Source organism: Streptomyces noursei, assembly GCF_016917755.1.
Classification (GTDB): domain Bacteria; phylum Actinomycetota; class Actinomycetes; order Streptomycetales; family Streptomycetaceae; genus Streptomyces; species Streptomyces yunnanensis.
Window position 1 is genome coordinate 6,040,483 of record NZ_CP070326.1, and the last position, 13,782, is coordinate 6,054,264.

Below are 13,782 nucleotides of genomic sequence, written 5' to 3' on the forward strand. Positions count from 1 at the left end.
CTGGGTTGGCAGTCTTTTGGTCAGCCGGGAGAGATCAACACCGCAGAGCCGGGATCTCGACCGGGACACACCGAACGAACTGGCTCGATCGACGGGGGGCAGCGCGATGAAGAACACCCTGCACGGCACGGCTTCCGGCGCAGTCGTCACACGCCTCCACGACATCGGGCGGGAGAAGTCCGGTGCCGAGGGGAGCACCTCTCTGCCCGAGCGAAGCCGAGGGTCCGGGGGAGGGCGGGGGTGCGCTCGCGGCGCCGGGCGTCAGCGGCCGCCGTACATGGTGGCCATTGACGCGATGGTGGTGCCCAAGGGGCCCAACGGGGGGAACGGGGGCCAGGAGAGCACCGACGGGGGAGTGGAGTACAGGGAGACGGGGGACCGGCGCACCGCGGCGGGAGCGGCCGAGGCCGAAGCGGCCTTCACCGCCTACGTCCAGGAACGCCGCGCCTCCCTGTACGCCACGGCCTACCACCTGACCGGTGACCGCTACGAGGCCGAGGACCTGCTGCAGAGCGCGCTGTTCTCGACCTACCGGGCCTGGGACCGGATCAGCGACAAGGCGGCGCTCGGCGGGTACCTGCGCCGCACCATGACGAACCTGCACATCAGCGCCTGGCGCCGCCGCAGGCTCAACGAGTACCCGACCGAGGAACTGCCCGAGACCGCCGCCGACGCGGACGCCATGCGCGGCACCGAGCTGCGCGCCGTCCTGTGGCAGGCGCTGGCCCGGCTGCCCGAGACGCAGCGCACCATGCTGGTGCTGCGCTACTACGAGGGCCGCACGGACCCGGAGATCGCGGACATCCTCAACATCAGTGTCGGCACGGTGAAGTCCAGCATCTGGCGCTCGCTGCGCCGGCTGCGCGAGGACGAGGTCCTCAGCTTCGGCCGTGACGAGGAGGAGTCCTTCGGCGCACTGGTCGCCTGAGGACGGGGGGTAACGCCCGAGGGGGATCCGGGGGGAGAGCCCGAGGGGGGCACGGGGGAACACGGGGGAAACGAGCGGGTTCGGGCGGCCGGGGGGTCTGCCCGAACCCGCTCTTCCGTGTGCGCACACGCCGCCGGTCGGCGCCCGCGGGCCCGCTCAGGGCCGCGCGGCCGCCTCCACCGGGTCCGCGGTCCGCGCCGTCGCTATCCGGGCCAGCGCCTCCGGCCGGGCGCACGGATGGGCGCCCAGCGCGGTGTGCCGGGCCACGATCGTCCGCTCGCTGCGCAGCAACCGCAGCCCCCGGCGCACCAGATACACCGCCGGCTTGCGGCCCTCCCGCAGATCCCGGGCCAGCCGCCGCCGGAACGTGGTGGTCGGACGCCCGCGCAGGCACAGCGCGTCGGCCAGCAGCCCGGCCGCCCGGCACCGTTCGATGACGTCGGCGGCGAAGATGCCCTCCGCGATGAACAGCGGCGCCTCGTCGAGCGCGAGTTCGGCGGAGCCGGTCCGGGAGCTGGTCGCGATGTCGTAGACCGGCACCGCGGTCCGCCCCGTGCGGCACAGCTCCTCGATGGCGGCGACCGCGGCGCCCGCGTCCCAGGAGAGCGGCGAGTCCCAGTCCGCGCCGCCGCCGTCGGGCAGTTGGGGCAGCGACGGGTCCGTGCGCTCCTTGTAGAAGTCGTCGAGATTGAGGACGGGCAGACCGGTCAGCGCGGCCAGCGAGGTCTTTCCGGAGCCGGAGGGGCCGGTCAACAGGAGGACCCGGGCGGTGGCCCGGGCGGGCGAGTGGGAATTCACGGGTACTCATTGTCGGGCATTGCGCCGGGAGGGGTACCCCTGGCGCGCGAGGTGGAACCCCCGCCACCGCTCAACTACGCTACGCAATCAACTGATTACGCAGCCGGCTCGGACGGCTCGCCCCGTCGAGGGCGACACCGTATGTCCGTTCCGCTCCCGATCCACAGGCAGGTGGCACAGATGCCCTCCCACGCACGTCCCAAGCCCAGCCGCGTCCCCCGCGGCGTGTTGCGCGCCGGGCTGGTGATCTCCGCGGCCGGCGCCGCACTCACGGGCGGCGCGGCGGCGGCGAGCGCGGCCGCCCCCATGCCCGGCGGCGCGGCCGCCCCGCACCAGACCGCGTCCGAAGACGGCGTCGTGGGGCACGCGGTGGCCCGCTCGGTGACCGGCTCCACGAGCCGCGGCCTGGGCCCCGTCAAGGACCTCAAGCTGGACCCGATGAACAACACCGGCGTCGATCCGCTGGACAACGGCCTCGGCACCCAGGTCGCCGACTTCAAGCCGGTGAGCACCAAGCAGGTGACCGACCCGGTGACCAAGGGCGGCTCGCTGCGGAGCCTGCCGGTGACCGGCACCGCGATGGGGCTGCTGCCCGGCTGACGGCCCACCGCCGGACCACCGCCCCGTTGGACGCACGACGGCGCGGGACCCGCCCCGAGGGCGAGGTCCCGCGCCGTTCGTCCTGCCGGCCCGGACGGGGGCCGGTAGGACGTCAGACCCCCATCGGGTGCCAGACCGTCTTGGTCTCCAGGAAGGCCAGCAGCCGGTCGGTGCCCGGGTCGGCGGTCCAGTCCACCGCATCGGAAGGGGCAGCGCGCAGCGCTTCGTCTGAAGGGCGGTGGCGGGCGACGGGTGGGCGCAGCACCCGCTTGAGGTTGTCGGCCGCCGCCGTCTCCAGCTCCTTCGCCGACTCGGCGTCGGCGCCGGTGAGGTCGAGGGCGTTGACGTCCTGGTGGGCGGCGAGCGGAGCGGCCAGTTCCGTGGTCCGGCCGGAGAGCAGGTTGACCACTCCGCCCGGCAGGTCGGAGGTGGCCAGCACCTCGGCCAGCGACAGCGCCGGCAGCGGGGCCCGCTCCGCCGCGACGACCACCGCGGTGTTGCCCGTGACGATCACCGGGGCGAGCACCGAGACCAGGCCCAGGAACGACGAATCCTGCGGGGCCACCACGGCCACCACACCGGTCGGCTCCGGGGCGGAGAGGTTGAAGTACGGCCCCGCCACCGGGTTCGACGACCCGGCGATCTGGGCGACCTTGTCGGACCAGCCCGCGTACCAGACCCAGCGGTCGATCGCCGCGTCCACCTGCGCCGCGGCCTTGGCCTTCGAGTGCCCCTCGGCGTCCGCCACCTCGGCGACGAACTGCTCCCGGCGGCCCTCCAGCATCTCCGCGACGCGGTAGAGGATCTGGCCGCGGTTGTACGCCGTGGCGCCCGACCAGCCGCCGAACGCCTTGCGGGCGGCGACGACCGCGTCCCGGGCGTCCTTGCGGGAGGCCAGCGGGGCGTTGGCGAGCCAGCGGCCCTTTGCGTCGGTCACCTCGTACACCCGCCCGCTCTCGGACCGGGGGAACTTGCCCCCGACGTACAGCTTGTAGGTCTTGAGAACGCTCAAACGATCAGACATTGAGGTACGCCTCCAGACCGTGCCGGCCGCCCTCGCGACCGAATCCGGACTCCTTGTAGCCGCCGAACGGCGAGGCCGGATCGAACTTGTTGAACGTGTTGGACCAGATGACGCCCGCGCGCAGCTGGTTCGCCATCCACAGCATCCGGGAGCCCTTCTCCGTCCAGATGCCCGCCGACAGGCCGTAGGGCGTGTTGTTGGCCTTGGCCACCGCCTCCTCCGGCGTGCGGAAGGTCAGCACCGAGAGCACCGGGCCGAAGACCTCCTCGCGGGCGATCCGGTGCGCCTGGGTGACGCCGGTGAACAGCGTCGGCGCGAACCAGTAGCCGGAGCCGGGCAGTTCGCAGGACGGGGACCAGCGCTCGGCGCCCTCGGCCTCGCCCGCGGCGGCCAGCTCGGTGATCCGGGCCAGCTGCTCGGCGGAGTTGATCGCGCCGATGTCGGTGTTCTTGTCCAGCGGGTCGCCGACCCGAAGGGTGGCCATCCGGCGCTTGAGCGCGTCCAGCAGCTCGTCCTGGATCGACTCCTGGACCAGCAGCCGGGAGCCCGCGCAGCACACGTGCCCCTGGTTGAAGAAGATCCCGTTGACGATCCCCTCGACGGCCTGGTCGATCGGCGCGTCGTCGAAGACGATGTTGGCCGCCTTGCCGCCCAGTTCGAGGGTGAGCTTCTTGTCCGTACCGGCGACCGTGCGGGCGATCGCCTTGCCCACCTCGGTGGAGCCGGTGAACGCGACCTTGTCGATGCCCGGGTGCGCCACCAGCGACGCGCCGGTCGAGCCGTCACCGGTGACGATGTTGACGACGCCCTTGGGGAGCCCGGCCTGGCGGCAGATGTCCGCGAAGAACAGCGCGGAGAGCGGGGTGGTCTCGGCGGGCTTGAGGACGACGGTGTTGCCGCAGGCCAGGGCCGGGGCGACCTTCCACGCCAGCATCAGCAGCGGGAAGTTCCACGGGATGACCTGGCCGGCCACGCCCAGCGGCCTGGGGTCCGGGCCGAAGCCCGCGTGCCCCAGCTTGTCGGCCCAGCCCGCGTAGTAGAAGAAGTGCGCGGCCACCAGCGGCAGATCGGCGTCCCGCGCCTCGCGGATCGGCTTGCCGTTGTCGAGCGTCTCCAGGACGGCCAGCTCGCGCGAGCGCTCCTGGATGATCCGGGCGATCCGGAAGAGGAACTTGGCGCGCTCGGCGCCCGGCAGCGCCGACCACTTCTCGAACGCCCGGCGGGCCGCCTGCACCGCGCGGTCGACGTCCTCGGCGGTGCCCTGGGTGTACTCGGCCAGCACTTCCTCGGTGGCGGGCGAGACGGTCTTGCGCAGGCCGCCGCCCGTGCCCTCGGTGAACTCGCCGTCGATGAAGAGCCCGTAGGAGGGCGCGAGGTCCACGACGGAGCGCGACTCCGGCGCCGGTGCGTAATCGAATGCTGAGCTCATAGCGGTTCAGTCCACCGTCACGTAGTCGGGGCCGGAGTAACGGCCGGTGCTGAGCTTCTGACGCTGCATCAACAGGTCGTTGAGGAGGCTGGACGCACCGAAGCGGAACCAGTCGGCGGTCAGCCACTCCTCGCCCAGCGTCTCGTTGACCATCACCAGGTACTTGATCGCGTCCTTGGTCGTCCGGATGCCGCCGGCCGGCTTGACGCCGACCTGGACGCCGGTGGTGGCGCGGAAGTCCCGGACCGCCTCCAGCATCAGGAGCGTGACCGGGGGAGTGGCGTTCACCGCCACCTTGCCCGTCGAGGTCTTGATGAAGTCGGCGCCGGCCAGCATCGACAGCCAGGAGACCCGGCGGACGTTGTCGTAGGTCTGCAGCTCGCCGGTCTCGAAGATCACCTTCAGGTGCGCGGCGCTCCCGTCGGGCCGGGCGCACGCCTCCTTCACGGCCTTGATCTCCTCGAAGACCTCCAGGTAGCGGCCGGAGAGGAAGGCACCGCGGTCGATCACCATGTCGATCTCGTCGGCGCCGGCGGCCACCGCGTCCCGGGTGTCGGCCAGCTTGACCGGCAGCGCGGCCCGGCCCGCCGGGAAGGCGGTGGCGACCGAGGCGACGTGGATGCCGGAGTCGCCGAGCGCCTCCTTGGCGACGCCGACCATGTCCGGGTAGACGCAGATCGCGGCGACCTTGGGCGCGGTGCGGTCGGTGGGGTCGGGGTGGACGCCCTTGGCGCACAGCGCCCGGACCTTGCCGGGGGTGTCCGCGCCTTCGAGCGTCGTCAGGTCGATCATCGAGATGGCGAGATCGATGGCGTACGCCTTCGCCGTGGTCTTGATCGAGCGGGTGCCGAGCGTGGCGGCGCGGGCCTGGAGCCCTACCGCGTCGACGCCGGGGAGTCCGTGCAGGAAGCGGCGCAGCGCTCCGTCCGAGGCGGTCACGTCCGCCATCGACGCCAGGCGCCCCGCGGCCTCTTTGCCGTATGCGGGAACAGTGGTGGGCATGGTCACGAGGGGAGCATATCTACGCGCGTAGCGACATGCCAGCCCCCGGCCGGAACCGCCTGGGAACGGCCGGATGCGCACGGCGTCCGCATTGATGCCGTAACGCAATGTCCGGCATCCGGACGGTCGGGCAGAATCGGCGGCATGACGAGCCCGGAACGGTCCACCTCGCCTCCGCAGCAGTACGCGGAACGCAGCTACCGCTCGCCGGCGGCCCTGGTCGGCGGCGCGCTGCTCATCCTGCTCGGCCTCTGGCTCGGTGTCGACGCGCTGCTGTGCGGCACCGCCGCCGCCAAGCTCACCGCGCTCTTCGCGCTGCTGCTCGGGGTGCCGCTGGTCGCCGCCTTCTCGCTGCGGCCGCTGGTCCGGGCGAGCGAGGACCGGCTGTTGGTGCGCAACCCGTTCCGCACCATCGAGCTGCCCTGGTCGGCCGTCGAGGGCCTGCGCGCGACGTTCTCCGCCGAGGTCGTCACCGGCGCCGGCACCACGTACCAGCTGTGGGCCATTCCGGTCTCCCTCCGCCAGCGGAAGAAGGCCACCCGGCAGGCGGCGCGCGGTGCCGGCGCCGTCCGGCCGCGCTTCGGGCTCAACATGGACGCCGGGCCGGTCCCCAAGGCGATGGCCGACCAGACCCTCGCCGAACTGCGCGAGATCAAGGAGCGGGCGGCCCACCGGGAGACCGCCCGGGGCGAGCCGCGGGTGCGCTGGTCGTACGCGGTCCTGGTGCCGAGCCTGGTGGGGGCGGTGGGGCTGGCGGTGATGCTGGCGCTGTAGGGCGCCTCGCCGCCCTCCGGCGTGGCCGCCCGGCGGAGCGTCGGGACGGCAAACGGGGGCCGGGCTCTTAACGAGCCCGGCCCCCGTCGTCATTTCCTGACGATGTATCAGATCCCGGCCGCCGCCGACAGATCCTTCTTGATCGCCGTCAGGGTGGCCGTCGCCTTGGCGCGGGCGTCGGGCAGGCCGCTCGCGTCGGCCACCGGCACCACGACCTCCAGGTAGCACTTGAGCTTGGGCTCGGTGCCGCTGGGCCGGACCACGACCCGGGCCGCCTCGATGCCGTCCGCCGGGGCGCCCGCGAGGTAGTAGCGCAGGCCGTCGGTCGGCGGGAGGTCGGCGCTGCCCGCGTTCAGGTCGTCGGCGCGGGTCACCGACAGGCCCGCCAGCGCCACCGGCGGCTCGGCGCGCAGCCGGCGCATCGCGTCGGAGATCAGCGACAGGTCCTCCACCCGCACCGAGAGCTGGTCGGTGGCGTGCAGGCCGAACTCCACGGCCAGGTCGTCGAGGAGGTCGGCGAGGCCGCGGCCGGCCCGCTTCAGCTCGGCGGCCAGCTCGGTGATCAGCAGGGCGGCGGTGATGCCGTCCTTGTCGCGGACGCCCTCGGGGTCGACGCAGTAGCCCAGCGCCTCCTCGTAGGCGTAGCGCAGGCCGTCCACCCGGGCCAGCCACTTGAAACCGGTCAGCGTCTCCTTGTAGGGGAGCGCGGCACCGTCCGCGATACGGGACATCAGCTGGGAGGAGACGATCGTCGTCGCGAACGTCCCGGTGGCGCCCTTGCGCACCAGGTGCGCGGCGAGCAGCGCGCCGACCTCGTCGCCGCGCAGCATCCGCCAGCCCTCCGGCGTACCGGGGGCGGGGACGGCGACGGCGCAGCGGTCCGCGTCCGGGTCGTTGGCGATGACGATGTCGACGCTGCCCGGGGCCCGGGACCGGGCGGTGGCGAACGCGAGGTCCATCGCGCCCGGCTCCTCCGGGTTGGGGAAGGCGACCGTCGGGAAGTCCGGGTCCGGCTCGGCCTGCTCGGCGACGACCGTCGGGGCCGGGAAGCCGGCCCGCGCGAAGGCGGCGACCAGGGTGTCCCGGCCGACGCCGTGCATCGGGGTGTAGACGACGTCGATGTCGCGGGCGGAGCCGGGCGTGAGGACCGCGTCGGTGCGCTCCAGATAGGCGGCCAGGACGGTGTCGTCCAGGATGTCCCAGCCGGCCTCGGGGCGGGGCACGTCGGCCAGCGAGCGGACCGCGGCGATCCGGTCGGCGATCTGGCCGTCCGCGGGCGGCACGATCTGCGAGCCGTCGCCCAGGTAGACCTTGTAGCCGTTGTCCCGCGGCGGGTTGTGGCTGGCGGTCACCTCGATCCCGGCCACCGCGCCCAGGTGGCGGATGGCGAAGGCCAGCACCGGGGTGGGCAGCGGACGCGGCAGCAGCGCGGCGCGGAGCCCGGCGCCGACCATGACCGCCGCGGTGTCCCGCGCGAAGTCGGCGCTCTTGTAGCGGGCGTCGTAGCCGATGACGACCAGCCCGCCACCGTCCGGCTCGCTGTCCTTGAGGTACGCGGCGAGGCCGGCCGCGGCCCGGATGACCACCGACCGGTTCATCCGCATCGGGCCGGCGCCCAGCTCGCCGCGCAGCCCGGCGGTGCCGAACTGGAGGGTGCCGGCGAACCGCGCCGCCAGGTCCTCGTGCCGGTCCGCCTCGATGAGCCCGGCCAGCTCCTCCCGGGTCTCCGGGTCGGGGTCCTCGGCCAGCCACGCCTGTGCCCGGCTGATCAGCTCCGCGGGAACGGTAGCCACGTGATGCTCCTGCCTGTGGATGCGATGTGGGGGATGCGTGCGGCCGGCCGGGCGGGCGCGACGGCGTCCGCCGGTCCCGCCCGCCGGCTCGCGCCGGCAGCGGGATCCTGCCGCCCGGACAGACCCTGGGCCTGCCCGGGTGTCGGTATCGGCTAGATCTTGCTGAGGACCTGGCCGAGCAGCGTGCCCATCGCGATCGCGGAGTCGCGGCCCGCCTGGAGCACCTCCTCGTGGTTCAGCGGCTCGCCCGTCATGCCGGCGGCGAGGTTCGTCACCAGCGAGATGCCCAGCACCTCGGCGCCGGCCTCGCGGGCGGCGATCGCCTCCAGGACGGTGGACATGCCGACCAGGTCGGCGCCCATGGTCCGCAGCATCCGGATCTCGGCCGGGGTCTCGTAGTGCGGGCCGGGGAGCTGGGCGTAGACGCCCTCCTCCAGGCTCGCGTCGACCTCCTTGCACAGCGCGCGCAGCCGCGGCGAGTACAGGTCGGTCAGGTCGACGAAGTTGGCGCCGGCGATCGGGGAGGTGGCGGTGAGGTTGAGGTGGTCGCCGATGAGGACCGGCTGGCCCGGGCGCATGCCGTCGCGCAGGCCGCCGCAGCCGTTGGTGAGCACCACGGTCTTGCAGCCCGCCGCGACGGCGGTGCGGACGCCGTGCGCGACCGCGGCGACCCCACGGCCCTCGTAGTAGTGGGTGCGGCCGAGGAAGACCAGGGCGCGCTTCTCGCCGATCTTGTACGAGCGGATCTTGCCGCCGTGGCCGGCGACGGCCGGCGGCGGGAAGCCGGGCAGCTCGGTGACCGGGAACTCGTGATCGGGGGCGCCCAGGGCCTCGGCGGCCGGGGCCCAGCCGGAGCCCATGACCAGGGCGACGTCGTGCCGCTCGGCGCCGGTGAGCTCGCGGAGGCGGGCCGCCGCGGCGTCGGCGGCGCCCTTCGGGTCGATGTCCGGGGTAACAGATGCGTTCACGCGGACGAGGGTAGCCGGTAATCCCCTACGCGCGTAGATGTCGCTGTCCACGGGCCTGTGGGCGTCGGCTTGTGGCTTTTGCCAAAGCGTTCCCGGGCGGTCTCGCGGCCCGGAGGGAGCGGCCACCTCAGCACGGGCGCTTGCGGATCTCCATGACGTAGTCGTGCGGGGCACCGGCGGATTCGGCCGCGTCGGCGATCTCGCCCAGATAGCGGGCCGAGGGGAGGCCGCCCTCGTAGCCGTTCAGGACGTAGATCCAGGCGGCCTCGTCGCCGTCGAGGGTGTGCACCCGGACCCGCATCCGGCGGTAGATGTCCAGGCCGACGCCCTCCCAACGGTCCATCGACTCCTCGTCCATGGGAGCGATGTCGTAGAGCGCGACGAAGAGCTGGGAACCGGGGTCCTCGACGACCGTCGCCAGGGCGCCCTCCCAGCCCATCTGCTCCCCGCCGAACGTGAGCCGCCAGCCGTTCAGCCAGCCGGTGCCGCGCAGCGGCGAGTGCGGTGCGCGGCGGGACATCAGCCGCGCGTCGAGGTTGCCGGCGTACGCGGCGTAGAGCGACATGCTTCCGAGGGTACGGGAGGTTCCCCGTTGGGCTCGTGGTACCGGAGATTCGTACAACCGGCTGGCGAGAGCACACGCCCGGCGCCCGCCCGGTGACCTCCGCGCCCCCGGGGGAGAGGCACCGACGGGCGTGCGGGACAATGGAGTACGTGACTCGGATCGTGATCATCGGTGGTGGGCCCGGCGGATACGAAGCGGCCCTGGTGGCGGCCTCGCTCGGCGCGGAGGTGACCGTCGTCGACTGCGACGGTCTGGGGGGAGCGTCGGTACTGACCGACTGCGTCCCGTCGAAGACCCTCATCGCCACGGCCGAGGTGATGACGACCTTCGACTCCTCCTACGAAGAGCTCGGCATCATCGTCGAGGACGACACCCCGTTCAAGGAGCGGCCCGCGCGGGTCGTCGGGGTCGATCTCGGCAAGGTCAACCGACGGGTCAAGCGGCTGGCGCTGGCCCAGTCCCACGACATCACCGCCTCGGTCACCCGTGCCGGCGGCCGGGTGATGCGCGGTCGCGGCCGGCTGGAGCCGGGCCAGGCACCGGACGGCTCGCGCAAGGTCACGGTCACCGCCGCCGACGGCTCGACCGAGGGCCTGATCGCCGACGCGGTGCTGATCGCCACCGGCGCGCACCCGCGCGAGATCCCGGACGCCCAGCCGGACGGCGAGCGGATCCTGAACTGGACGCAGGTCTACGACCTCACCGAGCTGCCCGAGGAACTCATCGTCGTCGGATCCGGCGTCACCGGTGCCGAGTTCGCCGGCGCGTACCAGGCGCTGGGGTCCCGGGTCACCCTGGTCTCCTCGCGCGACCGGGTGCTGCCGGGCGAGGACCCGGACGCCGCCGCCGTGCTGGAGGACGTCTTCCGCCGCCGCGGGATGAACGTCATGGCGCGGTCCCGGGCGCAGTCCGCCAAGCGGGTGGGCGACCGGGTCGAGGTCACCCTCGCCGACGGCCGGACGATCTCCGGCACGCACTGCCTGATGGCGGTGGGCTCCATCCCGAACACCGAGGGGATCGGCCTGGAGGGCGCCGGCGTCAAGCTGAAGGAGTCCGGGCACATCTGGACCGACAAGGTCTCGCGGACCACCGCCCCCGGTGTCTACGCCGCCGGCGACTGCACCGGCGTCTTCGCGCTGGCGTCGGTCGCCGCCATGCAGGGCCGGATCGCGATGTACCACTTCCTCGGCGACGCGGTCACCCCGCTCAACCTCAAGACCGTCTCCGCCAACGTCTTCACCGACCCCGAGATCGCCACCGTCGGCTACTCCCAGGCCGACATCGACAACGGTGTGATCGACGCCCGGGCGGTCAAGCTCCCGCTGCTGCGCAACCCGCGCGCCAAGATGCAGGGCATCCGCGACGGTTTCGTGAAGCTGTTCTGCCGCCCCGGCACCGGCATCGTGGTCGGCGGTGTGGTGGTCTCGCCGCGGGCCAGTGAGCTGATCCACCCGATTTCGATCGCGGTCGACAACAATCTGACGGTCGAGCAGATCGCCAGTGCCTTCACCGTCTACCCGTCGCTGTCCGGCTCGATCGCCGAGGTCGCCCGGCAGCTGCACACCCGGAAGGCGGCCGGCGACTGACCGGCGTTCCGCAAGCAGGCGCATGAAACATTTGTGCCTACGGTGGGCACTTGGGGTGAAACGGTCCTGCATGGTCGGGACCGACCGCCTCGTCCGGGGTGCGGCGGTCGATTGCCCAAGAGTGCAACTGACCAGGCGTCGAGCGGGTTTGAGCACACACGGTGACGGGGAGCGAGGCATGTGCATGCCGCTTACCACGTGAAGCGATGCCGTGTGAACAACTTCCGTTAATTGGTGCAACCTGCTGAAAACAGACGGTCGTTGGCGTTACTGTCAGTTTCGTGTTCGCTGCAGAACGTCGCCAATTGATCCTAGAAATGGTGCGCGCAAACGGAGCGGTGTCGCTCCGTGAGCTCGCCCGTGTCGTCCAGACCTCCGAAGTAACCGTACGGCGCGACGTGCGGGCGCTGGAGGCAGAGGGACTGCTAGACCGCCGGCACGGCGGTGCGGTCCTACCGGGAGGTTTCACCCGCGAGTCCGGCTTCCCACAGAAGTCCCACCTCGCAACCGCGGAGAAGACGGCCATCGCCGATCTCGCGGCAGGCTTCGTCGAGGAGGGCGAGGCCATCGTCGTCGGTGCCGGGACCACCACCCAGGAGCTGGCCCGCCGGCTCGCCCGGGTCCCCGGCCTGACCGTCGTCACCAACTCGCTCCTGGTCGCCCAGGCGCTGGCCCATGCCAACCGCGTGGAGGTGGTGATGACCGGCGGGACCCTGCGCGGTTCCAACTACGCACTGGTCGGCAGCGGTGCCGAGCAGTCCCTCCAGGGGCTGCGGGTATCCCGCGCCTTCCTGTCGGGCAGCGGCCTGACCGCCGAACGCGGGCTGTCCACCTCCAACATGCTCTCCGCCAGCGTCGACCGGGCGCTGGTGCAGGCGGCGGGGGAGGTGGTGGTGCTCGCCGACCACACCAAGCTCGGCTCCGACACCATGTTCCAGACCGTGCCGACGGACGTCATCACCCGGCTCGTGACGGACGAACCGCCCGCCCACGACGACCGTGCCGCCACGGAGTTGCAGGCACTGGCCGACCAGGGCGTCCAGATCGCCGTCGCCAGCGGCTCGCTCACCGGGCAGCCGCCGGCCCAGCCGGGCATGGAAGCCGCCCCGCCGGAGCGCCGGGGTCCGCGGCGGGACGTGCCGCTGCCGGGTCAGCGGCGCAACCACCCGGGCGCCGCGCCCGGGGCGCCGCAGCTGCGCTCGGCGGGTTCGCTCGGGGACGGCCGGGTGGCCGACCTGGCGCCCCGGCGCCGCTAGGGCCTGTCGTCACATTCCCGTGGTCCGCCCGAAGGGCGGGTCGGGCGCCGCCCGGCAGGCGGGAATGTGCCGACAGGCCCTGGGCCGGGTCCCGCGAAGTCCCGTCGTTCGGCCGGAGAGTCCGGCCCGGGGTTGCCGGGGCCCGCACCGCTGCACCGGCGGTGGCCTACGCCCCCGTCTCCCGGCCCGTCCCGCCGGCCTTCAGCCCGCGCAGGGTCAGCGTCAACAGCCGGTCGGCCAGCTCCGGATCGTCCGGGGACTCCTCGGCGGCCAGCGCGATGCCGTTGGTGAGCTGGAGCAGATCGCCGATGACGACGTCCCGGCGCACCGCCCCGGCCTGCTGGGCCCGGGCCAGCAGCGCGGACCCGGCCTCGCCGAGCGGGACGCGGCACCGCGCCATCCCCGAGCTCTCGTCTGCGTACGCGGTCATCAGGGCCCGCGACAGGCCCCGGTAGGTGCTGGCGTGGGTGATCAGCGCGCGCAGCCAGTCCACCAGCGCGGTGCACGGCTGGGGGTCGTCGGCCAGCTCCCGGGCGTAGCAGAGCAGGGCCTCCACCTCGCCCTGGAAGACCGCGCCCATCAGGGCGGTGCGGTTGGGGAAGTGCCGGTAGAGGGTGCCGATGCCGACGCCGGCCCGGCGCGCGATGTCCTCCAGGGAGCTGTCCGTGCCGTGCTCCGTGAAGGCGGTCCGGGCCTCGGTCAGCAGCCGCTCGTAGTTCCGGCGCGCGTCGGCCCGCATGGGGCGTACCGCGGGCGCGTCCGGGGACGCCGGCGTCCCCGCCGGTGCGTGCGCCGCGGCGGCCCGCTCCGCCCGCCGCTGCCCTGCCGTCTCGGTCGCCATCCGCCGTCCCTCCTCGATCCCGCGTCCAGCATGACATCGCTGTGCCGGGGGCGGACCGGGGCGTCCGCCCGGCGGCGCCGGTGGCCGGGTGGCGGCCGGCCGGTGACCGTTCGGCGTACCGCGCCCGTCGGGCCGGCGAACTCCTGGGAAAGGCCGCAACGTCCCCCCTCCAAGGGCCATCAAACCAGGCGCAAAGAGGGCTTCCGGGGACGTCCGGG

Annotated in this window: 13 protein-coding genes; 5 read left to right on the forward strand and 8 right to left on the reverse strand. The window is 73.0% G+C overall.

Annotation, left to right across the window (positions count from 1 at the left end; all coding sequences use genetic code 11):
• The first annotated feature begins 106 nt into the window (after window positions 1-106).
• Window positions 107-928: a SigE family RNA polymerase sigma factor gene (locus tag JNO44_RS26745; RefSeq protein WP_205366412.1), complete on the forward strand. Its 822-nt coding sequence runs from the start codon at window positions 107-109 to the stop codon at window positions 926-928.
• Between the two features lie 156 nt (window positions 929-1,084).
• On the opposite strand, the gene JNO44_RS26750 is transcribed toward JNO44_RS26745, so the two are convergent.
• A complete protein-coding gene (locus tag JNO44_RS26750) occupies window positions 1,085-1,726 on the reverse strand; it encodes a uridine kinase family protein (protein WP_205366413.1) in 642 nt (213 codons plus the stop codon).
• 180 nt (window positions 1,727-1,906) lie between these two features.
• Here JNO44_RS26750 and JNO44_RS26755 point away from each other — a divergent pair, with 180 nt between their 5' ends.
• Window positions 1,907-2,326, forward strand: coding sequence for a hypothetical protein (locus tag JNO44_RS26755; RefSeq protein ID WP_205366414.1), 420 nt, complete (start codon window positions 1,907-1,909; stop codon window positions 2,324-2,326).
• Window positions 2,327-2,438: 112 nt separating this feature from the next.
• Here the strand turns inward: JNO44_RS26755 and JNO44_RS26760 are convergent, their stop codons facing one another.
• The 3 genes from JNO44_RS26760 to deoC are packed head-to-tail and all read right to left on the reverse strand — an operon-like array spanning window position 2,439 to window position 5,781.
• On the reverse strand, window positions 2,439-3,350 hold the full coding sequence (locus JNO44_RS26760; RefSeq protein WP_205366415.1) for an aldehyde dehydrogenase family protein: 912 nt from the start codon (window positions 3,348-3,350) through the stop codon (window positions 2,439-2,441).
• Window positions 3,343-4,779: an aldehyde dehydrogenase family protein gene (locus JNO44_RS26765; protein WP_205366416.1), complete on the reverse strand. Its 1,437-nt coding sequence runs from the start codon at window positions 4,777-4,779 to the stop codon at window positions 3,343-3,345. Before JNO44_RS26765 ends, JNO44_RS26760 begins: the two co-directional genes overlap by 8 nt.
• 6 nt (window positions 4,780-4,785) lie before the next feature.
• Complete coding sequence (gene deoC, locus JNO44_RS26770; RefSeq protein WP_189860726.1) at window positions 4,786-5,781, reverse strand: deoxyribose-phosphate aldolase; 996 nt, start codon at window positions 5,779-5,781, stop codon at window positions 4,786-4,788.
• A gap of 144 nt (window positions 5,782-5,925) precedes the next feature.
• Here deoC and JNO44_RS26775 point away from each other — a divergent pair, with 144 nt between their 5' ends.
• Window positions 5,926-6,555 (forward strand): PH domain-containing protein, encoded by a 630-nt coding sequence (locus tag JNO44_RS26775; protein WP_205366417.1) that lies wholly within the window; start codon window positions 5,926-5,928, stop codon window positions 6,553-6,555.
• A 107-nt stretch (window positions 6,556-6,662) separates the two neighbouring features.
• Here the strand turns inward: JNO44_RS26775 and JNO44_RS26780 are convergent, their stop codons facing one another.
• The 3 genes from JNO44_RS26780 to JNO44_RS26790 all read right to left on the reverse strand — a co-directional run bounded on the left by JNO44_RS26780 (window position 6,663) and on the right by JNO44_RS26790 (window position 9,881).
• Window positions 6,663-8,348: a phospho-sugar mutase gene (locus JNO44_RS26780; RefSeq protein ID WP_205366418.1), complete on the reverse strand. Its 1,686-nt coding sequence runs from the start codon at window positions 8,346-8,348 to the stop codon at window positions 6,663-6,665.
• Window positions 8,349-8,500: 152 nt separating this feature from the next.
• Window positions 8,501-9,316: a purine-nucleoside phosphorylase gene (locus JNO44_RS26785; protein WP_205366419.1), complete on the reverse strand. Its 816-nt coding sequence runs from the start codon at window positions 9,314-9,316 to the stop codon at window positions 8,501-8,503.
• 127 nt (window positions 9,317-9,443) lie between these two features.
• On the reverse strand, window positions 9,444-9,881 hold the full coding sequence (locus tag JNO44_RS26790; protein WP_043265802.1) for a gamma-glutamylcyclotransferase family protein: 438 nt from the start codon (window positions 9,879-9,881) through the stop codon (window positions 9,444-9,446).
• A gap of 140 nt (window positions 9,882-10,021) precedes the next feature.
• Between JNO44_RS26790 and JNO44_RS26795 the strand changes: the two genes are divergently transcribed.
• Together JNO44_RS26795 and JNO44_RS26800 are read left to right on the forward strand one after the other, a co-directional pair.
• Window positions 10,022-11,467, forward strand: coding sequence for an NAD(P)H-quinone dehydrogenase (locus JNO44_RS26795; protein WP_067347490.1), 1,446 nt, complete (start codon window positions 10,022-10,024; stop codon window positions 11,465-11,467).
• Between the two features lie 317 nt (window positions 11,468-11,784).
• Window positions 11,785-12,723: a DeoR/GlpR family DNA-binding transcription regulator gene (locus JNO44_RS26800; protein ID WP_235094247.1), complete on the forward strand. Its 939-nt coding sequence runs from the start codon at window positions 11,785-11,787 to the stop codon at window positions 12,721-12,723.
• A gap of 166 nt (window positions 12,724-12,889) precedes the next feature.
• On the opposite strand, the gene JNO44_RS26805 is transcribed toward JNO44_RS26800, so the two are convergent.
• Window positions 12,890-13,564, reverse strand: a complete 675-nt coding sequence (locus JNO44_RS26805; RefSeq protein WP_420882687.1) for a TetR/AcrR family transcriptional regulator — start codon at window positions 13,562-13,564, stop codon at window positions 12,890-12,892.
• Between the last annotated feature and the right edge of the window lie 218 nt (window positions 13,565-13,782).

Coding starts and splice junctions, on each gene's coding strand:
- JNO44_RS26795 (WP_067347490.1), top strand. CDS start 10,022: ATGGAGTACGTGACTCGGATCGTGATCATCGGTGGTGGGCCCGGCGGA.
- JNO44_RS26800 (WP_235094247.1), top strand. CDS start 11,785: ATGGTGCGCGCAAACGGAGCGGTGTCGCTCCGTGAGCTCGCCCGTGTC.
- JNO44_RS26765 (WP_205366416.1), bottom strand. CDS start 4,779: ATGAGCTCAGCATTCGATTACGCACCGGCGCCGGAGTCGCGCTCCGTC.
- JNO44_RS26775 (WP_205366417.1), top strand. CDS start 5,926: ATGACGAGCCCGGAACGGTCCACCTCGCCTCCGCAGCAGTACGCGGAA.
- JNO44_RS26790 (WP_043265802.1), bottom strand. CDS start 9,881: ATGTCGCTCTACGCCGCGTACGCCGGCAACCTCGACGCGCGGCTGATG.
- deoC (WP_189860726.1), bottom strand. CDS start 5,781: ATGCCCACCACTGTTCCCGCATACGGCAAAGAGGCCGCGGGGCGCCTG.
- JNO44_RS26805 (WP_420882687.1), bottom strand. CDS start 13,564: ATGGCGACCGAGACGGCAGGGCAGCGGCGGGCGGAGCGGGCCGCCGCG.
- JNO44_RS26745 (WP_205366412.1), top strand. CDS start 107: ATGAAGAACACCCTGCACGGCACGGCTTCCGGCGCAGTCGTCACACGC.
- JNO44_RS26755 (WP_205366414.1), top strand. CDS start 1,907: ATGCCCTCCCACGCACGTCCCAAGCCCAGCCGCGTCCCCCGCGGCGTG.
- JNO44_RS26760 (WP_205366415.1), bottom strand. CDS start 3,350: ATGTCTGATCGTTTGAGCGTTCTCAAGACCTACAAGCTGTACGTCGGG.